20 protein-coding genes and 3 pseudogenes are annotated in these 21,552 nt (G+C 67.9%); 16 read left to right on the top strand and 7 right to left on the bottom strand.

The window, feature by feature from the left end:
• Positions 1-231: 231 nt before the first annotated feature.
• Positions 232-768, bottom strand: coding sequence for a hypothetical protein (locus F9C11_RS17565; protein WP_409185952.1), 537 nt, complete (start codon positions 766-768; stop codon positions 232-234).
• Positions 769-908: 140 nt separating this feature from the next.
• Here F9C11_RS17565 and F9C11_RS17570 point away from each other — a divergent pair, with 140 nt between their 5' ends.
• Both F9C11_RS17570 and F9C11_RS17575 read left to right on the top strand, forming a co-directional pair.
• Positions 909-1,493, top strand: a complete 585-nt coding sequence (locus F9C11_RS17570) for a helix-turn-helix domain-containing protein (RefSeq protein WP_409185953.1) — start codon at positions 909-911, stop codon at positions 1,491-1,493.
• A 273-nt stretch (positions 1,494-1,766) separates the two neighbouring features.
• Positions 1,767-3,131, top strand: coding sequence for an NAD(P)/FAD-dependent oxidoreductase (locus tag F9C11_RS17575; RefSeq protein WP_409185954.1), 1,365 nt, complete (start codon positions 1,767-1,769; stop codon positions 3,129-3,131).
• Positions 3,132-3,271: 140 nt separating this feature from the next.
• Here the strand turns inward: F9C11_RS17575 and F9C11_RS17580 are convergent, their stop codons facing one another.
• Entirely contained in the window at positions 3,272-4,822 is a 1,551-nt protein-coding gene (locus F9C11_RS17580; protein WP_409185955.1) for an acyl--CoA ligase family protein, read from the bottom strand.
• Complete coding sequence (locus F9C11_RS17585; protein WP_409185956.1) at positions 4,819-5,814, bottom strand: hypothetical protein; 996 nt, start codon at positions 5,812-5,814, stop codon at positions 4,819-4,821. Before F9C11_RS17585 ends, F9C11_RS17580 begins: the two co-directional genes overlap by 4 nt.
• Before the next feature lie 243 nt (positions 5,815-6,057).
• Here F9C11_RS17585 and F9C11_RS17590 point away from each other — a divergent pair.
• The 11 genes and pseudogenes from F9C11_RS17590 to F9C11_RS17640 form a co-directional block, all read left to right on the top strand.
• Positions 6,058-6,267 (top strand): annotated as a pseudogene (locus F9C11_RS17590) (NAD(P)-binding protein); the annotation flags it as partial.
• Between the two features lie 642 nt (positions 6,268-6,909).
• A complete protein-coding gene (locus F9C11_RS17595; protein WP_409186925.1) occupies positions 6,910-7,548 on the top strand; it encodes a hypothetical protein in 639 nt (212 codons plus the stop codon).
• 1,763 nt (positions 7,549-9,311) lie between these two features.
• Positions 9,312-9,683, top strand: coding sequence for a hypothetical protein (locus tag F9C11_RS17600; protein ID WP_409185957.1), 372 nt, complete (start codon positions 9,312-9,314; stop codon positions 9,681-9,683).
• A gap of 43 nt (positions 9,684-9,726) precedes the next feature.
• Positions 9,727-10,311 (top strand): DUF3558 family protein, encoded by a 585-nt coding sequence (locus tag F9C11_RS17605; RefSeq protein WP_409185958.1) that lies wholly within the window; start codon positions 9,727-9,729, stop codon positions 10,309-10,311.
• Between the two features lies 1 nt (position 10,312).
• A complete protein-coding gene (locus F9C11_RS17610; RefSeq protein ID WP_409185959.1) occupies positions 10,313-11,599 on the top strand; it encodes a hypothetical protein in 1,287 nt (428 codons plus the stop codon).
• Positions 11,600-11,604: 5 nt separating this feature from the next.
• Positions 11,605-12,342 carry an ESX secretion-associated protein EspG gene (locus F9C11_RS17615; RefSeq protein ID WP_409185960.1) on the top strand — a complete coding sequence of 246 codons (738 nt, stop codon included), beginning with the start codon at positions 11,605-11,607 and terminating at the stop codon, positions 12,340-12,342.
• Positions 12,342-12,794, top strand: a complete 453-nt coding sequence (locus F9C11_RS17620) for a YbaB/EbfC family nucleoid-associated protein (RefSeq protein ID WP_409185961.1) — start codon at positions 12,342-12,344, stop codon at positions 12,792-12,794. The genes F9C11_RS17615 and F9C11_RS17620 overlap by 1 nt, the downstream gene beginning before the upstream one ends.
• A gap of 5 nt (positions 12,795-12,799) precedes the next feature.
• Positions 12,800-13,126 (top strand): YbaB/EbfC family nucleoid-associated protein, encoded by a 327-nt coding sequence (locus tag F9C11_RS17625; protein WP_409185962.1) that lies wholly within the window; start codon positions 12,800-12,802, stop codon positions 13,124-13,126.
• Positions 13,123-13,491, top strand: a complete 369-nt coding sequence (locus F9C11_RS17630) for a hypothetical protein (protein ID WP_409185963.1) — start codon at positions 13,123-13,125, stop codon at positions 13,489-13,491. Before F9C11_RS17625 ends, F9C11_RS17630 begins: the two co-directional genes overlap by 4 nt.
• Positions 13,491-14,276, top strand: coding sequence for a hypothetical protein (locus F9C11_RS17635; protein WP_409185964.1), 786 nt, complete (start codon positions 13,491-13,493; stop codon positions 14,274-14,276). Before F9C11_RS17630 ends, F9C11_RS17635 begins: the two co-directional genes overlap by 1 nt.
• A 24-nt stretch (positions 14,277-14,300) precedes the next feature.
• Positions 14,301-14,555 carry a hypothetical protein gene (locus F9C11_RS17640; RefSeq protein ID WP_409185965.1) on the top strand — a complete coding sequence of 85 codons (255 nt, stop codon included), beginning with the start codon at positions 14,301-14,303 and terminating at the stop codon, positions 14,553-14,555.
• Positions 14,556-14,597: 42 nt separating this feature from the next.
• On the opposite strand, the gene F9C11_RS17645 is transcribed toward F9C11_RS17640, so the two are convergent.
• The 4 genes and pseudogenes from F9C11_RS17645 to F9C11_RS17660 form a co-directional block, all read right to left on the bottom strand.
• Complete coding sequence (locus tag F9C11_RS17645; protein ID WP_409185966.1) at positions 14,598-15,020, bottom strand: hypothetical protein; 423 nt, start codon at positions 15,018-15,020, stop codon at positions 14,598-14,600.
• Positions 15,021-15,407: 387 nt separating this feature from the next.
• Positions 15,408-16,280, bottom strand: a complete 873-nt coding sequence (locus tag F9C11_RS17650; RefSeq protein WP_409185967.1) for a phosphotransferase family protein — start codon at positions 16,278-16,280, stop codon at positions 15,408-15,410.
• A 200-nt stretch (positions 16,281-16,480) separates the two neighbouring features.
• A complete protein-coding gene (locus tag F9C11_RS17655) occupies positions 16,481-16,864 on the bottom strand; it encodes a hypothetical protein (protein WP_409187106.1) in 384 nt (127 codons plus the stop codon).
• Between the two features lie 454 nt (positions 16,865-17,318).
• Positions 17,319-17,465: pseudogene (locus F9C11_RS17660) on the bottom strand (helix-turn-helix domain-containing protein); the annotation flags it as partial.
• Positions 17,466-18,617: 1,152 nt separating this feature from the next.
• Between F9C11_RS17660 and F9C11_RS17665 the strand changes: the two are divergent.
• The 3 genes and pseudogenes from F9C11_RS17665 to F9C11_RS17675 form a co-directional block, all read left to right on the top strand.
• Positions 18,618-19,856 carry a hypothetical protein gene (locus F9C11_RS17665; protein WP_409185968.1) on the top strand — a complete coding sequence of 413 codons (1,239 nt, stop codon included), beginning with the start codon at positions 18,618-18,620 and terminating at the stop codon, positions 19,854-19,856.
• Between the two features lie 28 nt (positions 19,857-19,884).
• Positions 19,885-20,340: a hypothetical protein gene (locus tag F9C11_RS17670; protein ID WP_409185969.1), complete on the top strand. Its 456-nt coding sequence runs from the start codon at positions 19,885-19,887 to the stop codon at positions 20,338-20,340.
• A gap of 473 nt (positions 20,341-20,813) precedes the next feature.
• Positions 20,814-21,536: pseudogene (locus tag F9C11_RS17675) on the top strand (amidase family protein); the annotation flags it as partial.
• Positions 21,537-21,552: the final 16 nt, after the last annotated feature.

The following is a 21,552-nucleotide window of genomic DNA, read 5'->3' on the forward strand; positions in this document are numbered from 1 at the left end:
TTTTTCGACGAAGAGTTAGGCGGCGGATATCTATGCGAAGCCAACTTCGTCGCAGTAGCGGTTCGGCAGGGAGCACTGTTGTGTCAGCACGGAAGCAATCCGAAGGTGCCGACCTCTCCGCAAAGCCGTCACCACGGTGGTGCCACATCTTGATCAGCGCGAAATGAGTCGCTGGGCGGTTTTCCCCGCCTACGGGCTTCTGGCGGCCGCGAGCCAGTCGTTGTTCGTGAACTACGCGCCGGTGACCGGGGACGCCGCGCGGCACTTCGGTGTTTCCGTCAGCGGGATCGGTTGGCTGTCACAGGTTTTGCCGCTGATTACGCAGTTCTCGCCATCCCGGCGGGCATCGCGCTTGACCGGTTTCTCCGGCCTGCCTTGGTTTTCGGTGCGGTTCTGACTGCCGCAGGCGCGTTTGTGAGGCTGGTGGGCGATGATTTCAGGTGGGCTTTCGTCGGGCAGGCCGTTGCCGCGGTGGGACAGCCGTTTGTTCTCAACGCGATACCGGGTCTCGCCGTGGGTTGCCTGGCTGCGAAGGACCGCGCCTGCGGCAATCGGTATGTGCGGCGTTTGTGCCTGGTGGTCGCGAGGAGACGCCCAGGTAGTGGTGCACCGGCTCGCCGTCTCCCACTCGCCGCGTACGAGATGAAGCTCCGAGCGGCACACGCTGGCGGTGATGCGGACCCGGACTTCGCCCGTCCGGGGACCGGCCAGGCCGACGTCCACGAGCTCGACGGGCGTGTCCGGGTCGCGGAAAAGAACTGCGCGCATGGGCGTCTCCCGAGGCCAGTCTCTTCGGAGAGGTCGCGAGCCGCCCTCGGCCATCCGTGCCTTAGCCTCGGGGCACACGAGGGGCGTGCCGATCCGGCACGTCGCCTGACGACCGTGCGACCTCGACGGGGGTGAGCAAGATGCCGAAGGGCGGCACCGGAGCGGCCGGGCTCGAGGCGTCCACCGGAGCACGGTTGCGGGAGATCAGGCTCGGCCGCCGGATGTCCTTGTCGGACGTCGCGACGCGGGCAGAGCTCACGAAGGGATTCCTGAGCCAGTTGGAGCGCGGGCTCACCAGCGTCTCGGTCCCGACCTTGCTGCGCATCTGCGACGTGCTGCGGATCGGCGTGGGCGAACTGTTCTCCTACCCGGAGGAGGAGGTTCCGACCGGGGGAAGCCGGATCGACATGGGCGGCGAAGGCGTGGCCGAATACGTCCTCACGCCCGCCGGCAGCACCGCCTTTCAAGTCTTCCGCTCGGTGGTCGAACCCGGCGGGGGGACCGGCGGTCCCTATCGGCTCGAGGGCACGACGATTTTCGCGCTGGGGCTGCGCGGCTCCACCCGCCTGATCGTCGGGGGCGAGACCCGGATGCTGTCCGCTGGCGTGTCCACGTCGTTTTCCGGCGACACATTTCACCAATTCGACAATCCCGGCACGACGGTGAGCGAGATCCTCTGGGTCCTGTCGCCTCCGCTTCTTCGGGCCGCCCGCGAACTGTCCTAGGCGATCTCTTCACCTGAACTTGCTTGGCGGATCGCGGTGGCGTGACAGGTCGCCATGAACTGCTGATGCCGTCGGTGTCTGGCGCCTCAGCCGTCATGGCGTTTCCTCGCGGCCGGAGCCGGGTGCACCGTGCACCGTCCCCCGCGGAAGCAGGTGCTCAGTGTCGTTTTCGCCGCGGTCGTGGCTGACGAGAATGAGGTACGAGGCAACCGCCATGCCTTGGCGCCGAGCGTGAAGCAGGGCAGACACCCCCTAGAAGGAAATCGGGACAGCATGAGGACCGACGGCACGAAATACAGCAACTTCAGCGGCTGGATCGACCGGCCGGACGACGTGCGGCCCGCGCTGGACGGTGAACTCACCTGTGACGTCGCTGTCATCGGCGGCGGCATGGGCGGCATGGCGGCTGCGCTGCGCCTCGCGGAGCGTGACCAGGACGTGGTCCTGCTGGAGGCCGAGTTCTGCGGCTACGGCTCAGCCTCGCGCAACGGCGGTCAGATCGCCGGGGCGCCGGGTGGCGACCTGCGGATGCTCAGCGTCCAGTCCCCGAAGAAGATGCCGGTCATGGTCAAGCTGGCCGAACACGCGGGTCATTACGTGGAAGACCTCATCAAAAGGCACGACATCGACTGCGACTATGTGCCGAATGGCCTGGTGTGGGGTGCGGTCTCGCCCCTCATGATGCTCAGGGTGCGCACTCAGGCGGCGATCCTGCGTTCCTTCGGCGGGCAGGGGACTGTCGGCAGCCGGGAGGAACTCGGCCTCCCCGCCGGCTTCGTGGGCGGGATGCGGGAATCCATCGGCGGGATGCTGAACCCGGGCAAGCTCGCTCGCGGAGTGCGCCGCGCGCTGCTCGCCTCCTCGGCCAGGGTCTTCGAGCAGTCGCGGGTGAGCGATGTCCGGCGGACCGGCCGCATCGTCGAGATCACGACACCGCACGGCACCGTGCGGGCCAACAAGGTGGTGCTCGCGACCAACGTCTACGGCGGCGAGTGGGACATCACGCCCAAGAACCTCGCGACACCGCTGTACGTCATCGAGGCCGAGTCGGAACCCATCGCGCCGGAGCGGCTCGCCGAGCTGGGCTGGACCAGCCGGTCCGGCATCATCACCCAGCACCAGCTGATGACCCACTACCGGCTCACCGAGCGCAACACCATCGTCTGCGGGGTGCGCCAAGCGCAGCGTGGCCGGACCTTTCCGCTCCCGGACCGGGTCCCGGACCCGATTGTCGTGCAGGACATGGGGAAGGACCTGGCGAATCGGTTCCCGTCGCTGTCCGACGTGGCCATCGAGCGGGCCTGGGGCGGGTGGATCGGCATCAGCCCGGACTGGCTGTCGATCGCCGGGCAGGTGGGCGACAACGTCTTCTACTCGATGGCCTGCAACGGCCACGGCCTCTGTCAGGTGCCGTACGTGGCGCATCAGCTCGCCGACTACATCGTCGACGGCGAGATGCCGGACGACCTCGCCGGCATCTGGTCGGACACCGCGAAGTACTCGCCGTCGATGTCGCTGCTGCTGCAGCCGTTCGTTCTCCGAGCCGTGTGGCGGCTCGACCGGTTCAACGACTTCTTCAACGGCAGCAAGACGCTGGCGCGACGGGTGCTCCGTCGTCGCGGGCGCGGGAACTCCTGAAGCTTTCGGGCGGTGCCTGATCTGTAGCGGGCGGCGTGAGATCGCCACCCGCTACGGCAAGACCGCCGAATCGTGCGAAGCAGCCGCCGCCCTCCTGGTGCGGCGGCTGCCCTGTGCGGACAGAACTCAGCGCTCGCGGGTCATCGCGGCCGGATGTCCCGCAGCTGTTTCTTCAGCTCTTCTTTCCGGATCTTTCCCGTTGCGGTTTTCGGCAGGTCGGCGAATTCGAATCGATCGGGAATCTTGAATTTGGCGAGTCTTTCGCGCAGGTGCGCGCGAAGGTCGGATTCTCCGGCCGAATGGCCTGGGCGCAGCGTCACGAACGCCACCGGACGTTCGCCCCAGTGCTCGTGCGGCATGGCGACCACTGCGGCTTCGAAGACCGCGTCGTGCTCCAGCAGCGCCTTCTCGACTTCGATCGAGCTGATGTTCTCTCCGCCGGAGATGATGACGTCTTTCGCGCGATCGCGGATCTCGAGGTAGCCGTCGGGATGCCGGACCGCGAGGTCGCCGGTCCGGAACCAGCCGTCGGCGAACGCCGCGGCCGACGCCTCGGGATCGCGGTAGTAGTGCGAGAACACATTGTTGCCGCGGACGGCGATTTCTCCCATCGAGGCGGCGTCGGCGGGAACGTCGTTGCCGTCGGCGTCCACGACGCGGACCGGCTCGGAAACGATGTTGGCGATGCCTTGCCGGGCGGCGAGCCGATCGCGCTCGGCGTCGGGCAGCTCGTTCCATTCGGCGCGCCATTCGTTGACGACGACCGGACCGTAGGTTTCCGTCATCCCGTAGAGGTGCGTGACGTCGAGGCCGCAAGTGCGCGCGCGTGAGAGCAGCGCCGGAGCCGGCGGTGCTCCGCCGGTGGCCACCCAAACGCGGCGGTCGAGACGGGCGGCGTCATCAGGTTCGGCGGTGATCGTCGACAGCACCGTCGGGGCCGCGCACAGGTGCGTCACCCGGTGCCGGGCGACAGCGGTCCAGACGGTGTCGGCGTCGACTCTTTCCAGGCATACATGAGCGGCGCCGACCGCGGTCACTGCCCAGGTGAAGCACCAGCCGTTGCAATGGAACATCGGCAATGTCCACAGGTACACCGAGTCCTGCGACATCCTCGAGTGGAACGCCATGGCGAGCGCCTGCACGTAGGCTCCGCGATGGGTGTAGACGACGCCCTTGGGCTTGCCGGTCGTTCCGCTGGTGTAGTTGATCGCGATCGGGCTGTTCTCGGCGGGAAGCTCCGTGCGGCCGGGCTTTGCCGAGGCGAGTGCCGCCTCGTACTCGACGCCCGACACCAGCGCCACGACCGGGGTGCCGGCCAGCTCGATCGCTTCGCGGCCCAAACCTTCGAGTGCTGCGTCGACGATCAGGATCTGGGCGCCGGAATGCGCGAGGATGTACGCGAGTTCCGCGGCGCTCAGGCGTGCGTTCAGCGGGACGAGGACGCCGCCGCTGTACGGGACGCCGTAGTGCGCCTCGAGCATCTCCAGCGTGTTCGGGGCGAGCACCGCCACGCGTCCTCCGGCGGCGAGGCCGAGTTCAGCGAGGGCGCCGGCCAGCTGGCGTGCCCGAGCGTGCAGTTCGGCGTAGGTGTACGCGTCGTCGCCGTTGACGCACGCCACCCGGTTGGCGTGCACGGCGGCGGCCCGGTCGAGGAACCGAACCGGGCTCAGCTCGGAAAAGTCGTGCCTCATAACGCGATCCGGGCTTCTCGTCGCTCTCCCTTGGCCGCGACGGCGCGCGGCCGCAGGTCGCCCATCGACAGGAGGCCGCGTTCCGCCCCCACGACCGCGGCGTTGACGGCCGCGGCGACCGTGGAAGGGAAGGAGTCCGCGGAGGAACGAAGATCGATCACCCGCTCCTCGCCGACGATCCGGTAATCGTCGCCTGCCGAGACCTCGTCGCCCGCTGCGAAAAAGCTGAACGTGATCTCCAGATCGATCACCGTTTCGCCGCCCAGCACTCCGCGGGCGGCATGAGCGACGGCCGAGATCTGCCCCGGCTCGATGCGCCGGCGGTCGCCCGCTCGCGGCGAGCCGGCGACCACCGCGGGGCTGACCTCTCCCACGTCCACGGAATCGAGATCCCAGCCGAGCCCGTCCGCGAGCGACGCGACGGCCTGCTCGAAGCCGTAGTGGTCGACGCCCTCACCGCGAGCCGCCTCGAACTCCTGCTCGGTCAAGCCGAGACAGAACTTCGAGAGAATCGCGCCGTAGCGCGACATGTTCGCCCGCCTGCGGATCCGCACGCTCTTCACCCGCTGGGTCAACGCAGTCAGAACGCCTGGGTTCGCTCCGCCGCCCACGACGGTCACGCCATGGGCTTTGGCGGCGTCGTCGAGCATGCGGGCAAGGCCGGGATGACTGCGCCATGGACAGGCGAGCTCTTCGCAGATGCTCAGGACGTTGAACGAACGCTCCAGCAGCGGCACCAGCGTGTCGGCGACCTTGTTCAGCTCCGAGGCGGTCGCGACGACAGCGAGGTCGGCGCTCGGCAGGTCGGCGGGATCGCTCACGACGGAGATGCCGTTCGCCGCGCGGCCGGTCAGGATTCCGAGGTCCTGACCGGCGAGGCGGGGATCGGCGTCCGCCGCTCCGACGACTTCGACCTCGGCGCGTTGCGGCAAGGACGAGGCGATCGCCCGGCCGGCGGAGCCGAGTCCCACAAGGACGGTCCGACTGTTCAACTGCACTCCCTGTCCGCCTGGAATCGGCAGGATCGTCTCCGGGCCTGTTTAGTGTCAGTAAACCCCCGGGGGAACATCTATCACCCCGGTGTCGACTGCACAAGGGTTCGAGAGCCCCGCTGAGGCAGTTCGGTCGCCGATCCGGTGCATCGTGCACCAGGCCCGGACGCAGGGGGTATCTGCTGTCGTTGCGACTGGAGGCTTGGCTGGCGACAGTGAAGCCTCCTCAGCGAGGAGGCAGACATAACAGCTGAGGCGTCGGACGCGGTCGAGGAGTTCGACGTCGTCGTCATCGGCGCGGGCATCTCCGGGATCGGCGCGGCGGCGTATTTCAGCCGGGAGCTGCCCGGAAAATCGCTCGTCGTGTTGGAGGGCCGCGACAACATCGGCGGCACGTGGGATCTTTTCCGCTACCCGGGCATCCGCTCGGACTCGGACCTGCACACCTTCGGCGGAATGGTCCTCTGTGGACTCGAAGTGGGACGCTCACGGTCGAGGCAGCTTCCGTCACGGGATAGACCGCGACGAAGACGGTTCGCGCGGGATGGGTCTTCGCGGCGACCGGTATTACCGGTAAGACAAGGGTTACCCGGCGCATGTCACGGACGTGTTCTACGAGCTGTCGCGTCAGGGGGTGCCGCTGATCCGGCTGCGGCGGAAGCGACGGCGGCGATCATCCCGCGGCAGTCAGCGAGAAGTCTCGGGCTCGCCAACGACTACAATGGACAGTCCGGAACCGGAAGAAAACCTTCCAGAAAACCAAAATCCCAGGTCAATGAATCTCAAGACCTGGGGAGTGAGGGTGCGCCATCAGGGACTCGAACCCCGAACCCGCTGGTTAAGAGCCCACGGCTGGATCTGTCGGATGGTGCCGAGTGATGTCGGGCAGTGTCTTTTCGTGTGGTCGCAGGGTGTTTGCGGTGTTGTGGTGTGTTGGTCGGCGTTGTTGTGTGGTGAGGTTTCGGGCTCGCCTCGGGCTCGCAAATGCCGGGTCGTGTCGCGTGGTCCGGTCCGGGGCTGGTGCCGCGTTTTGAGGTGGTTGTCGTGACGGGGTCGGGGGTCCGGCGTGATCCGGTCGTGTCTGCGGTGAGCGTGATGGTGGGGGTGGTGGTTGGGCTGACGTTCCTGTTCGGTTTCGGGAATGTGCTGGTGCTCGCTCTTCGGCTGGGTGTGCCGGTCTGGGTGGCACCGTTGGTTGCGCCTGCGGTTGATCTGACGGTGGTGGCGTTGCTGGTCGCGGTGCGGCGGTTGTCGGCGTGCGGGACTTCTGCTGCGAGCATGCGGTCTGCGCGCCGGTTGCTGGTAGGCGCGAGTGTGGTGACGTTGGCGTTGAATGTGGCTGAGCCACTGGTGGCTGGCGAGGTCGGCAGAGCGTTGTTCGATGCGGTAGGGCCGTTATTGCTGATCGGCTGGTCTGAGGTCGGCCCAGGGCTCCTGCAAGCACTTGTCGACGTGCATGGGGCGGTCGATCAGCGTCCCGGTGTGTCGGTGGCCGTCCACCATGAGTCCTTGCCGGAGGGTGCTGGTGAGGGAGCGGTTGGGCTTGATCCCGACCTGGTGGAGCGGGCGCGACGGGTTGACGCGGAGCATCGTGCGCGGCATCAGCGTCCGGTCTCGGCGGAGGTGCTGCGCAAGGCGTTGGGGGTCGGGGCGAAACGCTCCCGCATGTTGACACAGGTGGTCCGAGAGGAGTGGCGCGACGGGCACATTTCGGCTCCGGCGGTGGTTGCCTGAGCTTTGCCGGTGGCCGGTTATGCCGGCCGGTTCTGGTTGGCTGCGGCTTCTGTCCGCGGCGCGTTCGCGAATCGGACACTGAGTCGTTCGTTGAGTTCCTCGATCTCGTCCTTGTCCTCGTCGTCGGAGTACGAGCCGTAGAGCAGGTGGCAGTCGTGTATCTCGTAGAGGAGATCTTCGAGCAGGTCGTGAGCGGGTGTCCGGGATCGGGGGAACGTGTTAGCCGGGTATTCCTGACCTGCGGGAATAGCACCGTTGACCCCCTCACTGCCAGTATGGCCTACGCGGGCCTCTGACCTGCGGTTTTGGAGAAACCGCTGGACGGGTGGTGCGGTTGGCCGCCCTTGCGTGCGGTTCAACTCTGGTCGCCGCCGTTGGGCGCATGGCGCTGCTCCAGCTTTGCTCCAGGTCTGTTCGCATGAATGCGCTCGGTGCGTGTGTCCAGCGTGTTCGTCGTCCTGAGCGCTCGGCGGGTATACGCGGCGACGTGATGTGATTTGTGACACGTCTTGGTGTCGTGGCGCGTGGATGGGCGGCTGCACTCCGCCTAGGCGGGTGGCGGCGAGGTCGGCTGGCGTCAGCGAGGACCACCCCGCACACACGGGGAAGACCCGATCATCGTGACGAGGATGTCGTCGCGGAGGGGGCCCGCACGCACGGGGAAGACGCGAAGATCGCCGCCCCGCTGCGCGGTCCGCTGGGACCCCCGCGGGGAAGACGACTACGCCGGACAGGGGAACTGCTGCCCAAGGGACCACCCCCGCACACGCGGGGAAGACGGCATCCACCGGAACTTCTGCTGCACCCGCTGGGGACCACCCCCGCTCGCGCGGGGAGAACCCGATGATGGCCGTGCCGACACGGTTCCTGGTCGGGCCACCCCCGCTCGCGCGGGGAGTACCGGCTGCCGATCATAAACCGGTGATCGGCGCGGGACCACCCCCGCTCTCGCGGGGAGAACACTTTTTGACCTGGGAGTTTATCTCGCGGTTGGTGGATTTCCATTCACTTGTGCTGGGCTCGCACGCGCGGAGAAGACACACGATCGCGCAGTGTGCTGCCGTCGCGGTGCTGGCGGACACACAGGACGGACTTACCTCGCTCGGCGCGGAAGACGCGCTGGCCCGGGCCTTGCGGCTCACGTGCCAGGACCCTACCCCCGTTCGCGCAGGAAAGACGCCAGGCGGACGTGGCGGCTGGCGCGTCGGTGGGACGATCCCCGCCTGCCAGGGGGAGGAGAGAGATGCCGCGAAGGAGCTGTCGGACTCGGCGCGCGCGGGACCCCTCGCACACGCGGGGAAGACCTTCGTGGCCTGTGATTTGCTGCGCGTCAGGTACGTTTTCATACGCTTTCATGTCTTGGACTCGATGACGGTACGCGTCGTGGCGTACAGCATGGACTGTTCGGCGGTGAGCCAGGCCGCGCCTGGATGCGATCGTCCACGGCCCGAGAAAATCCTGCGGGTGTCGTCGCAAGACGTCGGCGGTAAAAGCTGGTCGGGGCGTTTGCGGTGTGGTGCGCAAGCCAGGTTTTCGGGTTTCGCGATCAACACCCGCGGCGGGATCGCGTGCGATACTCTGGCGACGACGTGATGACGGGTTGTGAGGGGAGCATCACATGGGGAGATCGGGCGACGGTTCGCCGCCTGACGCGGGCGGACAGGTCGAGCGCGCGACTGCCAGGTTGCGTCGGGGCCGGGTGTCGGGCGTATCCGGAATGCTCGTCGGCCTCGCGGGGTGCGAGGATCGCGGGTGTCGCTGAGATGGCGTCCGAGGTGATGCATTCCGCGGGGCCGGGCGGGTACCGGTTCGAGCCAGGGACTGTCGCGGCGCTGATCTCCCGGTGGGAAGACGTCCTCCACGGGTTGCAGAGCGACCAGAAGGTCCAGGAAATGGCGTTGGCTTCCGCGCAGCCGCCCTCGCCTGACCCGCCTGCCGTTGAGCAGGCGCGACTCGTGCAAGTATCGTTGCAGCGCTGTATCGACCACAACGTGTCGATGCAGCGCCAGGCTTATGCGTACATCAACGCGCTGAAAAAGGCCAACGGAACCTATACGCAGCATGATGCCGAGGTCGCGGACGCTCTTGGCAAAGTGAATCCCGGCAATCCCGCTCCTGGCGGAATGTACCAATAGGATATCTGTGACTTTCTCTCGATTTCGTCTCGTCCTGGCCGGTATGGCAGGCGCGGTGGCTGTCGCGGCTGGCGGGTGCTCCGAGCCGACCCAGGGGACGGCAAGCCCGACGCCTTCCGGCACCAGCCAAAGCGGTTCGCCCTCCTCTTCCGGGGGCGAGACTGCGGAGGCGCCGAAGGTTCCGGCTCCGGTCAACGTGGACAAATACCTTGCGGATCCGTGCAGCATGCTGACGCCGGCGCAGCTGTCCGCGCTGCAGTTGAGCCAGCCCAAAGCTGATTCGAAGGCAAGCGGCGTCGGTTGCGGGTGGCGGTTCAGCGACGGGTACACGGCCGTCAGCGCGACGTTTCTGACCACCGTGAAGAACGGCCTGACGAACGCCTACCGGCAGAAAGCGTCCGGCTACTACAGGGACGGCTACTTCGAGCCGACGGTCGTGAGCGGTTTTCCCGCCGTGCTGGCCAACACAGCAGACCGCCGCAGCCAAGGCCAGGCGACCATGCTGGTCGGCGTGTCGGACCAGACCGAGATGCTGGTGCTGATCCAGGGGACGCCTGGCACCAATGCGACGACGGCGGCCACGAACGTGACCAAGGCTGTCCTGTCGACCATGCAAGGCGGGCAGTGAGATGGCGGGGCAGTCGATGTCCGCGCAGCAGATCTACGACAACTTCGCCAACGCCGTCGGGCCGGGCGGGCTGATGCAGGCGGCCGACTACGTGACCTCTTTCCAGGCCCAGTACGAGAGCCGGGCGGCGGACATCCGGGGGCTGGCCGCGGCGATGGAGGAGGGCTGGACCGGTGACGCGGCGGGGGCCGCGTCACGGGGTGCGGGCCCGTTGGCGGCCGAGCACGCACAGGCTGCGGAGTCGATGAGCATGGCGCAGGCGGGTCTGACGACGCAGTCGTCCGCGTGGCATGACGTCAAGGCCAAGGTGCAGCCGGTCCCTCCGGTGCCGCAAGCCCCTCCGCCGATGACGGAATTTCTCGGCGTGCAGAGCGTGATTGACGCCGACATTGAAAACCAGACCCGGCAGAGCAACAACGTCGCGGCGTCGAACGTGGCGGCGATGAAGTCCTGGTCTACGGCGTCGGACGAGACCGGTCGTGCCATGCCCACCAGTTACGGCCAGGCCGACGCGAACGCGATGAACGTGAGCAGCGCGCCGCCGCCGGCTCCGGTGGTGCACAGCCCGGCCGGGCACAGCGGCGGCTCGGCCGGCCCCGTGCAGCCCGGTCACAGCGCAGGTCCTGCCGGCTCGTACGGCGGTGCGAACGCCGCACCGTTCGCCGCAGGGGCTGCGATGTCAGGGCGGTCGTCGGTGCCCGGCAGCGCGGTGCCGCCGCGGGCGGCGGGATCGGGCGGGGATGCGTCGACGTCGCCGACCGGCTATGTGGCGCCGAGCGCGCAGACCGGGCTCGAGCAAGGCGGCGCGTCACGCGACCCCGGGCTCTATCGCAGCGGCGTGCTGGACCCGAATTCTCCTGCGGGCGGGGGCAACGGGGGTTCCTGGAGCTCCGGTGGGCCCGCGGTCGGCGGCGGCCTGCCCGGGGGCACCGGCGGGCGCGGCGCGTCCGGTGCCGGGGCTGGTCCCGGCGGACGCGCCGGCGGAGAGAACGCACCGGGAGGCGGCCGCGGCAGCGGGATCGGCGCTTCAGAGGAAGCGGCGGCGCGCGTCCGCTCTGGCGGTGCGGCGGGTTCGTCGTCGGGCCGGCCGGGTGGCGGAGGGGTCGGCGGGATGGGTGCCGGCGCGGGCCGCAAGCGGGAGGACGACGAGGAGCACGAGCGCAAGTACATGCTGTCCGACGACGAGGCGTTCCTGGCCGCGGACGACGGGCAGCGGCTGGTGGATCCGCAGACCGGGATGGCCGCGAGTCCGGCCGTGATCGGCGAGGCCCCGAAGAAACGGGTGTAGCGCCGATGTGGTTTCCCGAGCCGGTCGGGTTCGCCGCGGCGGATCTCGCGGCGTTGGTGACCGAGGTGACCGGCGCCGATCTGCATGTCGCGCTGGCACCACAGGCGGAGTGGCACGACGCGGAGGCTCAGGCGGACGTCGACCGACGCGTCGCGGCGCTGAAGGCCCGGTACGACGGTGCGGCGTCCAGCGTGGACGACCCGGAACTAGCCGACGTGGCCGAGTTGCTGAGCCGGCCGCCGCACGCCTGTTACGGCTGGTTCAGCGACGGCAGCCGGCACTTGTCGGCGTTGGCCGCTGGGTCGTCGTGGTTCGGGTTGATCGCGATCCGGGACGGCGGCGAGATCTGGGTGCGGACGTTCCGGCGCGAGCGGTTGAGCGCGGTGCTGGCGGACGTGCTGCCTCACGAGCACGCGCGGTCGAACGCGCAGCCGATCACGGTGCTGCGTAGCGAGCTGGTCGAAGCCCGCGACACCGGCGTCGCCCGCGACAGCGCGGTGCGGCGGGCCGAGCGGGTCATCGCCAGGCCGCCGCTGGTGAGCGCGGAGCTCTACGCCGAGCAACGCGACCGCAGCGGCCGTCGCCGCAGCGAGGTCCCGCTGCGGGTCTACGACACCGACACGGGGCGATGGGCCTTGCAGATCAGCAAGCACTACGACGACGAGCGATGGGACCTCGCGCCGGTGACCGCCTCGCGCGTGGCCGACCTTCTCGACGGCTCCCTTGACGACAGGACTTCATGATGACGGTGGACATACTGAAGGCGCTCGGCATCGGCACCGGCCACGACGTCGCCGCCCGGCAGCGGCGTCTCGCGGACCTCGACGCCGAACTCGCCGGGCAACGGTTCCGCGGCGCGTCCCGCGACAGCAGCGTGACTGCCACCGTCAACGGCCGCGGGGAGATCGTCGACATCGTCGTCCGCGACGACGCGCTGCGGTCGCCGCATCCGGAACTGGTCGGCCCTGCCGTCGTCGAGGCCGTCAACCGGGCTCGCACGGAGGCCGGGCAGCACGCGCGCGCGGCGGTGTCGGCAGTGCTCCACCCCGAAGCGCCCCCGCCGGAACCCGCCGCCGCTGCGTTCGCTCCGGCGGCCGCGCCCGAGCCGGCACCTCCGGCGGCCCCGGCGCGCAGGGGCCGCGCCGCCGACGACGAGGACTTCGGCGACTACGACTTTCTTGCTCTCGAGGAGTGACGCCCATGCCCGGCTACAACGAGCTTTACGCCCTCACACAGGAAATCGAAGCGAATCTGCACCGGACCGAGGCGGCCGCCGCGGACGCCGCCGGGGCGGCGATCAACCTCCGGATCCCCGGCGGCGCGGGGGCGGTCACCGTGACGGGGCGAGGCACGCTCGTGTCGGTGACCATCGACCCGCACGGCCTCTCCTCGGCCAACGGCCGCACGCTCGGCGCCCAGATCGCGCAGACCATCCGCGAGGCCGAGGCCCAAGCGCGTGCGCACGTCGACCAGGCCCTGCAGAACGCATCCGCGGCCGGGCAGGCCGCCAGGAGGGGAAACGCATGACCGGCAAGGGATTCGAAGTCGTCCCGCAAGCGCTCCGCGGAGCGCAGACCGCGTTCGTCGACGCGGCGGAACGCCACCTTCAGCTGGCCGGGCAGGATCTCCCGGACTTCAGGATGAACGAGCAGGACCTCGGCATCCTCGGGCACCTGGCCGGAATCGTCCCCGAGTACAACGCGGCGGTCGACCAGATCATGCGCAAGGTTGCCGCCAGCAGCGACAGCCTCGCCGCGGCGGCCCACAGTCTCGACACCGCCGCGAAAGCCTACGAGGCGCAAGACGAGGAGTACTACAAGAAGTTCGGCTGGCTGGCCGGCAAAGCCGACGACGGCGGCGTCTACCAGCCGGAGCAGAAAGGCGGCCGCTGATGACGAACCCGCACGGGAGGTCGTTCCCTGCCCCGGCCGGACACATGCCGCCGTCCTGGCCGAACCCGTTCCCGGACGACCCCGCCCCGGCTCCGCCCAAACCGAACCCGGTGCCGAACATCCCCAGCATCCCGTACCCCGACGACGCCGACCGGAAAATCCGTGAGGCCGCGCAGAAAGTCAACCATCCGGACGTCATCCAGCTGCTCGACAAGATCAAGAACGACCTGTTCGGGAACGCGGAGAAAATAAACCTCATCGCGCAGGCTTGGGCGAAGAACACCGCCCTGGTCGACTCGCGGCTGGGCATCCAATACGCGACCCAAACCCTCTCCGGGTACTGGTCCGGTCCTGCGTTCAGCCAGTACTCGGCGTACTCCGCCGACGCGACCAGCGCGCTCGACACCGATCAATCCGCCCTGGCGGCCATGGGGACGGCGCTCGGCGGCTGCGTCTCCATCGTGTACAACACCTACGCGGCCGTGATCAGGCTGATCGGCAACACGGCGGCCGATATCGTCAACACCGGCGTGAGCATTGGAATCGCCCTGATCCCGGGACTCGGGGAATTCGAGCTGTCCAACGCCATCCAGGCGGTCACCGACCTCTTGACCAATTTCATCAAAAACTGCACCGATCTGCTGTCCAGCGCTGTCGAGCAGTTCGGCCAGTACAAGAGCGCCAGCGTCGGCTTCACGGCAAGCGCGACCGGATTCAAGCAGTTGACCCCGCTGCCCGACCAGATCGGGAACCCGGGCAGCTGGCACGTCAACCCGGCGAACTAGCCGAGCGAAGGGGAAGCAGGGGACATGGGCATCTTCTGGTGGGCGATCATCATCCTCGCTGTCCTTTCCGTGCTCACGCTGTGCGTCGGGCTGGCTGTCGTCATCCCGGTGCGGAATGCGTTGCGCCGGCAGCAGGAACGGCACGGATGCCGCGTTGATCCCGGCGCTGCCGGTGACCCCGTGTACAGCCGTCAGCCGCCCGCTCCGCAGCAACCGCTCGGCCAGCCGCGACCGCCTTATCCACGGCAACAGCCGCCGACCGCACCCGGGAGGCACTGAAACGCACCTGGCAGCCCGGGGCCTGGATCGAAGCGAAGTTGTCTAGTCCGGAGCTGGAGCTGTCCCGGCCTGTGGCTCGCCAGCCAGTTGCTCGCAATCGGCGCACGCCGGATGGGTTGCGATCTTGTTTTCGGTGTCGCGTCCGTAAAAGGGGTAGCACGCCGCGCCGCAGGCTGACATGAACGCCAACCCACGCCGACCTGGCTGAGCGCCCGTCCAATGCGCCACCCGGACCCCATGCTGGGGCGACGCCGCCATTTCCGGCATCCAACCGCTCGACGGAACGACGACACGCCGTGCACGGGATTTCAGGCGGTCGCCGAGGTCGAGGAGAGCGTCTCCCAGTTCGATCACCGGCGACGCTGTGCACGAGTCGTCGGCGTCCCCGAGATATGCCGCGATCTTTTGTTCGAGATCGTGCACGAGGACCGCGATCTCGAGCAGCTGGTTTCGCGCGTCTGCCACGTGTCTGCATCTTCCTCTGGCCTGGTGTCGGCTCGGTGCTGCGGGTTCATCCGGCGAGGTGCCGCTATCGGCACGAAACTCGGGCTGTTGTGCCGCTTGGCGTGCCCGCCGACGACCGCGCCCTTCCGCTGACGAGAACGGGTTCAGGAGACGGCCAGGCACGGCGGATGGCTCCCCGCGCCGTTGCGTCCCAGTCAATCGGATGCGCATCCGGAAGACCACCGCGCTGGCACCGCGTTTGCACCGCATTTCCGAATTTCCGAGCACCGAATGGTCAAACCACACAGCGGCCCGAAGAGACTGCGACTACGTGCCGCGGCGCGCACGCATCGCGAGCTTCGGCTCCATCATCTGGGTGGCCGGTGCGGAGGAACCCGTGCAGGCCCGTCAGAAGGCGGTCCAGGTCCAGGGTCGGGGCGCGTGTCCGCGCAGGCACGCGATCCGGTGCCTGGTTTCCTGGCGGGCTTCAGGGTTGGTGGTTTTGCCGAGGACGAACGCGGTCCAGCGCAGTTCCGCGACGTCGGCGAGTGTGCGGAACAGCGGTGTGGCGGTGATGTCGTGGCCGCCGTAGGCGGTGACGAACGAGTGGTAGTCGGCGTCGGTGATGCGGGCGAAGTCTGCGTGGTCGGCGGCCAGCGGGACGAGGTCCCATGCCGGGTGGCCGAGGGAGACGTGGTCGAGGTCGAGCAGGACGGGGTCGCATCCGGTGAGCGGGACGACGAGGTTTCCTTGCCAGGCGTCGCCGTGCAGGACGCGGGTGGTGCGGTGGAGGTCGAGTGCGTCGACTGCGCGGCGGAGTTGGGCGAGCCGGTCGGCGAGCCAGTGCCGGTCGTCGGGGTCGAGGTGGCGTGCGCTGGCGATGCGTTCGCCGATGCCTGCGAATCCGTCGTAGGGCGGTAGTGCGGGTCTGGGCGGGGGTGGCAGCCGGTGCAGGGCCTGGAGTGCTGTGCCGAGTTCGGCGGGGCTGGATTGGCGGTGGTCGGGCAGTTCGGTCCACCAGGTCACGGGCCGGTCGTCGACAAGGGTCGGTTGCGGCGGCGAGGCCAAGGGCATGACGACGGTGATGCCGGAGTCGGCGAGCCATCTGGCGACGTGGACTTGGCGGGCGGCGCTGGCGGTGGTTCCTGGCGGGCCGACGCGGGCGACGACGTGGTGGGGCAGGCGGACGACTGCGTTCGATCCGTCGCGGATCAGCGTCATGTCGGTGGCGTCGATGCCTGCGGTTTCTGCGGCGGCGCGGGTGTGCTGGAGTGCGTTCACGCGGTCGCCTGGGTGGTGAGGGCGTGACGAAGTTGCCTGGCACCGTCGGTGCGGTGCAGCTTGGCAGCGCGGGCCAGCCCTGCCAGTTCGTGAGCGATGCGGACGGATTGGATCGTGGCGGCACCGTCAATGGCGGCGATCCCGGGCGCGAGTGCCTCGGCGGGGTGACCGGTGGCGAGCAGGAGCCGGGAGAGCCGGATCTAGGAGAAGACGCGCGATCGGGGATAGGTCTCGGTGTGGGAGTGGATCGCGGTGACGAGCCGTTCCGCGCTGGGGCTGGGGTCGCCCGTGGCCAGGGCGACCGGAATGAGGGCTTTCCCGGCGCTGCCCGCGTGCTCGGCGTCGTCGTAGTAGCACAGCCACGGCGGGGCCGTGCTGGTGTCTCGCTCGGCGAAGAAGGCGTCGGCCCGGGCGATCTCGTCGCATGCTTCGGGATGGCGTCCGGCGCGGGCGAACAGGCCGGCCCGGACAGTGTGCAGCATGGCCCGGGCGGTCGCGGTGAGCCGGTCGGAACGGACGAGAGCCAGCTCGACCAGAGTAAGCGCCTCGTCGTCCTGCCTCAGGTAGATCGCCTTGCGAGCCATGTCCGCCAAGGTGCTGGCGCGCAGGTCCCACGACGGGGCCTTGTTCGCACAGTCCAGGGGCCAGGTTCAAGTATTCGTCGGCGACGTCGTGGTCGCCGCGGTCGAACGCGGTGTGTGCCACCACAGAGGCGAGATTGCCGACGGCCTCGGTGACGGCGCGGCGCACGGTGCCGGAGGCCGGGGCGTCGAGGATCCTGGCCGCCCATCGGAGCTGGGCGGTGCCGTTGCCGGGCGAAGTTCCGCCGCCGAACTGATTCTCGGCATCGGCGAGTGCCGCGGTCATGGCGCGAACGCGGTCGACATGACGTGGCGTCACCCAGTCCGTCGGAGGTTGCGCGGCGGTGACGTTTCGGGCCGGTCGCGCGAGGAGGGGCCCGGCCGACGGCAGGTTCGCTTCGGGCGACACCTGCAGGCACTCGCCTAGTTTGACCCGGTTGCGGGCCCGGATTCTGCGTGTTGTGCCCGACTCCCACCGCTGCACTGTGGACGGGGCGACGCACACGTAGCGGGCGACATCCTCCTGGCTAAGGCCGCGGCTCTCCCTCAGCGCCTTCAGCGGGGACGGTTTCCCTTCCTTCACCACGATCCTCACCTCGGTCATCGGCAGCGCGGCCCGGGCAGTCGCCAGTGTTGCATTAGAGCGGACGAGACGCGGTTTCGCATACAAGGCACCGAGGCCGTTAGGAATATCCCCCGCTCGCGCGGGGAGAACGCCGGCGTGGTGCTGACCAACAGCGAACTCGGGGGACCACCCCCGCACGCGCGGGGAAGACTGCGCGACGAACTTGGCCGACGCTGGAGCCCCGGGACCACCCCCGCTCGCGCGGGGACTACACCTCACGACCTGCGAGTTTACTGCGTGACGAGCACATTTTCGTTCACTTATGCCTGTTCGGGCTCGACGGCACACGCGTCGCGGAGCGTACGCGCGTCCTGCAGAGCGGGCCGGTTCCTGGATGCGCTTGTTCGCAGCCGGTAGAGCCCAGGCCTCGATGAGTCTGACGTCCAAGGGCGGGACCCTCTGGGGAGACGGGCGTCCAAGGCAGGGTGTTCGTCCGGTGGTCTTTGCGACGCGTGCGAGAGCGCCACTCGCTAGTGCCTGGTGTGCTGCTCGTCGGCGTGTTCGAGCGGCCCGCCGACTCAGGCAGCTCGGGGCGGGTTAGAACGCCGCCCGTTCGCTGCGGAGCGGCATGTTCCAGTTCGAAACACGCCGGTGCACGCGCTCGAGCAACGCGGGTCGCATCCGTATACCCTTTTCTGTCCGTCTCAACGACACGATTGCGGTGTTTCGGTGCGGGAGTGTCGCGCAATTCCGTAGCTTTGGCAGTTCTTCGGAAAATGCGATTATTTAAACGGAACAAGTTTGCCGTTGGGATATTCGAGTGATGTTGCACGTTGCTCCCTGTTGTGACTGTCCGGTTGCTGCCAGGGTTGCTCCGGGAGCAACGCGCCAAGCTGATGCGTGAGGCCAGCGGGCGCGCGACAGGCTCCCGGTCGCATGCGAGGGGGCTCGGGCAAATGCGTTCGCTGGCTCTAGGCGAGAACCTCCTCGCGTAAAAGGGAGGATTAAGGAATGCGATTATCGGCATCTGGCAGAAGACCGGCTCGATTCCTGACGACGTGGGTGTTGGCTGCTGTTTTCGCCTCTACGGTTTCCGTAGGGAGTGCGGTCGCCGAACCTGTTTCTGCTGACGGGAAAGCCGGTCTCGTCACTGATCGGGTGGCGGCTTCGGGGGAGACCGTTCAGGTTCCGGTGGACACGGTCCGGCAGACGAACCCGCCGCCGAGCACGCTGGCCGAGCGGCTGCGCTGGGAGCCGACGGCGAAGCAGGAGACCTATGACGCTGACGCCGCCAAGTTCGCCGTCTCAGGGCCGGTTCCGCACATCGCCGTGGACCCGGTCACGGTCGACGAGTGCGACCACCACAAGTTTCCCAGCGGGGCTCCGGTGTGGTGGCACAAGAACCATTACTCGACATGCTGGTCCGGGTACGACAACTTGTTCAAGCCTGCCTCGTGCCCGATCTTCTGCGACGACTCGATCAACTCGTTCCGACTGGTCGTGATCGGCGTCGGCGACGTGAACACTGTGTTGAACAACGACACCAGCTCACCGGTCCGCAAGGCGCGGTTCACGGTCCGCACCAGCACGGGTCCGAAGTCCGGCCCGGAGCCGGCACCGGACAGTTCGCTCATCCGGCTTCGAATCAACTGCGTCGCGCTCGACGGCACCACCTGCCAGAACTCCCAGAGCGCCGGGGTGACCAAGACGCTCGGCGAGATTCGCGCTGGGTTCGAAACCAGCTTCGACCTCACCGTCTCCGGCACTGGCACGCCTGGCGACGCGGACAACAAGACTTACTACAACACCTCGCTGACCATCACCAACACCCTGCCCCCGGGCTACGAACCGCCGGAAGTCTCGTTGCCCAACGATGCCCTGCGCTGCGACACCTCGACCTACAACTACAACCTCGACACTCAGCGTCGGGACAGGGGCGCGTGTATTTTCACCGACGTCGACGCGGTCCTGCACTACTCGAAAGCGCCGGGCTCGCCGGTCAAGGCGGTCGCCGACCACATCGCATTGGCTCAAACTCACCCGGAGGACACCAAACCTGGCGGTGTCGGCAAGACCATCCCGGGTTCTCACGCCTCCGGCTTCAAACTGTCCCGGCTCGTTCCCGAACTCGGCGTGGGAAGGGACGACCGGTACGCAGCCAACCGCTTCATCGCACAGGCCAACTGCATCCGGTTCTGGGGCCTCGACTACACCCAAGGCGGAAAGCTGGACTGCGACGAGTATCCGTTCGCCTCGACCTATGAGGGAGCGGCATACAACCTGTGGAACGGCGGCAACACCGCAGTCTCGTATTCCTCGATGCCGCTGGACAAGGGAGAGAACCGTGCCGCCGGCCGTGCGCTGAACGTCTGGTACGCCACCGACCACATCCTCGAAAAAGACGGGTACTACGTCGACATCGACGGATAGGATCGTTTCCGGCGGAATGGAGGCAACTGTGGCACGACTGCTGACTGCGCAGGAGACAGAAGTACTCGTGGACTACAGCATGTTCGCGATGCTCTCCGGTTCCGGTGGCGATCCGCTCGCCGAAGAGCGGGACGTCGCGGCCATCGGCCCGGGCGGTATCGGTTTCTTCAGCGCGGCCAACGACCACACTGCGACCGTGCGCCTGGAGTGCTGGGACGGCGAACCGCCGGCTGGCGGCTCCAGCGGCGAGACCGTCACCGGCACAGTCACCATCGCCCCACCGCCGGGAGTGGTGTTCGTCGGCATCGGCACGGGGTTCTCGCGCGAGGTCTCCACGCCGTTCAGCGGCCCGTGCCGAGCCGAGGTCGTCTGCACCGGCCGCGACGAAGCTGCGCGCTTGTACAACGAAGAGCACGAATTGTTCTTCGAGGACGTCGAGCGCTGGCTTGTCCGGCTATGGCCGGAGGAGCACCGGAATCAGTAACCGATGCTGGGACACGCCTAACCTGGGCGTGTCCCAGCATCGGGAAAACGCTGAGCTGCAGGCGGACCGCGAGACGTTCAACGGATCACGTCAGCTCGCGCCGGTAAGACGACAAGGTGTTGGCCCTCCTGTACAGCGGCTACGGCCTACCCCGCCAGCTCGCGCAGGGCTGCACACGCGCGGGGAGACCTGACGGTTCGGTTCGATCTGCGCCTGACCGAGGGACCACCCCTGCTCGCGCGGGGAAGACACGAAGTCGCTAGCCCACCCGGCCGTGATCGACGGACCACATCCGCTTGTGCGGGGACAACATCGGACAAGCCCCAGCGTCGGCGAGGCACTGCGGGCCGCCCTCGCAGGTGCGGGGACGACGCTTCTTGACCTGGGATTTTGCGACACTGAAGTTATGGGCGTCCGAACCATGCCAGGAGGCCGCAGTCGGGGGCTCGAGCGGCAGTTCGGCCGCGGCGGTCGTGGCCGAACTCGTTCCGCTGGCGCACGGCACTGATTCGGGCGGCAGCGTACGAATCCCCGCTGCACTCAACGGGATAGTCGGCTATAAACCAAGCGGCCCAGACCTTCCGATGTCGTGGCGCGCGATGTCAACAGAGGGTGTACTCGCCCGAAATGTCGCTAATGCTCGGACAGTCGCGGCGGCGCTCGGATAGCTTCGCCCCGAGCCGCAACAGAAACGCCAGCGCGTGGGCGTGTGCTCGGACGCAATACTCGCGTCGGTCGATCCCCGGATCCGCGCTGCAGCGCATCCCGCAGCCGCCGCGCTCGAGAGGGCCGGCCATGAACTGGTCGAAACCGGCATTCGGTTGAGAGAAGAAGCGACCGCCGCCTATTTCACGGCCTGGGTCGCACATGTCGCGCAACTGCCGGTCCCTGTCGGACGCGAGAACGATCTGCGGGAGGTGGCCAGGTTACTGCGGCGGCTCGGAGCGGCTGTGGTGCCGGCCGAACTATCCGGCGAGCTCGCGTTGCTGGACGCGGCACGTGCGCGGGCCCTGTGCAACCGAGTGGATGTCGAACTCGGTCCCGTCTGTTCACGTCCGAAACCGGCGATCGGTGAGCTGCGGCGTTCCGACCCGGTGGCTGCTGTAGCAGCGCAAGCTGAGTTCGCGCCGTTCACGATCCCTGCCAACGTCGGAGGCAGGCCAAGCATCACAGTCCCGGTTTGGGCTCCCGGCCCATCCGGGCCTCCATTCG

It is taken from the genome of Amycolatopsis sp. VS8301801F10 (genome assembly GCF_046195355.1).
Classification (GTDB): Bacteria; Actinomycetota; Actinomycetes; order Mycobacteriales; family Pseudonocardiaceae; genus Amycolatopsis.

Coding starts and splice junctions, on each gene's coding strand:
- F9C11_RS17565 (WP_409185952.1), bottom strand. CDS start 768: ATGCGCGCAGTTCTTTTCCGCGACCCGGACACGCCCGTCGAGCTCGTG.
- F9C11_RS17570 (WP_409185953.1), top strand. CDS start 909: ATGCCGAAGGGCGGCACCGGAGCGGCCGGGCTCGAGGCGTCCACCGGA.
- F9C11_RS17575 (WP_409185954.1), top strand. CDS start 1,767: ATGAGGACCGACGGCACGAAATACAGCAACTTCAGCGGCTGGATCGAC.
- F9C11_RS17580 (WP_409185955.1), bottom strand. CDS start 4,822: ATGAGGCACGACTTTTCCGAGCTGAGCCCGGTTCGGTTCCTCGACCGG.
- F9C11_RS17595 (WP_409186925.1), top strand. CDS start 6,910: ATGGTGGGGGTGGTGGTTGGGCTGACGTTCCTGTTCGGTTTCGGGAAT.
- F9C11_RS17600 (WP_409185957.1), top strand. CDS start 9,312: ATGGCGTCCGAGGTGATGCATTCCGCGGGGCCGGGCGGGTACCGGTTC.
- F9C11_RS17605 (WP_409185958.1), top strand. CDS start 9,727: ATGGCAGGCGCGGTGGCTGTCGCGGCTGGCGGGTGCTCCGAGCCGACC.
- F9C11_RS17610 (WP_409185959.1), top strand. CDS start 10,313: ATGGCGGGGCAGTCGATGTCCGCGCAGCAGATCTACGACAACTTCGCC.
- F9C11_RS17615 (WP_409185960.1), top strand. CDS start 11,605: ATGTGGTTTCCCGAGCCGGTCGGGTTCGCCGCGGCGGATCTCGCGGCG.
- F9C11_RS17620 (WP_409185961.1), top strand. CDS start 12,342: ATGACGGTGGACATACTGAAGGCGCTCGGCATCGGCACCGGCCACGAC.
- F9C11_RS17625 (WP_409185962.1), top strand. CDS start 12,800: ATGCCCGGCTACAACGAGCTTTACGCCCTCACACAGGAAATCGAAGCG.
- F9C11_RS17630 (WP_409185963.1), top strand. CDS start 13,123: ATGACCGGCAAGGGATTCGAAGTCGTCCCGCAAGCGCTCCGCGGAGCG.
- F9C11_RS17635 (WP_409185964.1), top strand. CDS start 13,491: ATGACGAACCCGCACGGGAGGTCGTTCCCTGCCCCGGCCGGACACATG.
- F9C11_RS17640 (WP_409185965.1), top strand. CDS start 14,301: ATGGGCATCTTCTGGTGGGCGATCATCATCCTCGCTGTCCTTTCCGTG.
- F9C11_RS17655 (WP_409187106.1), bottom strand. CDS start 16,864: ATGGCTCGCAAGGCGATCTACCTGAGGCAGGACGACGAGGCGCTTACT.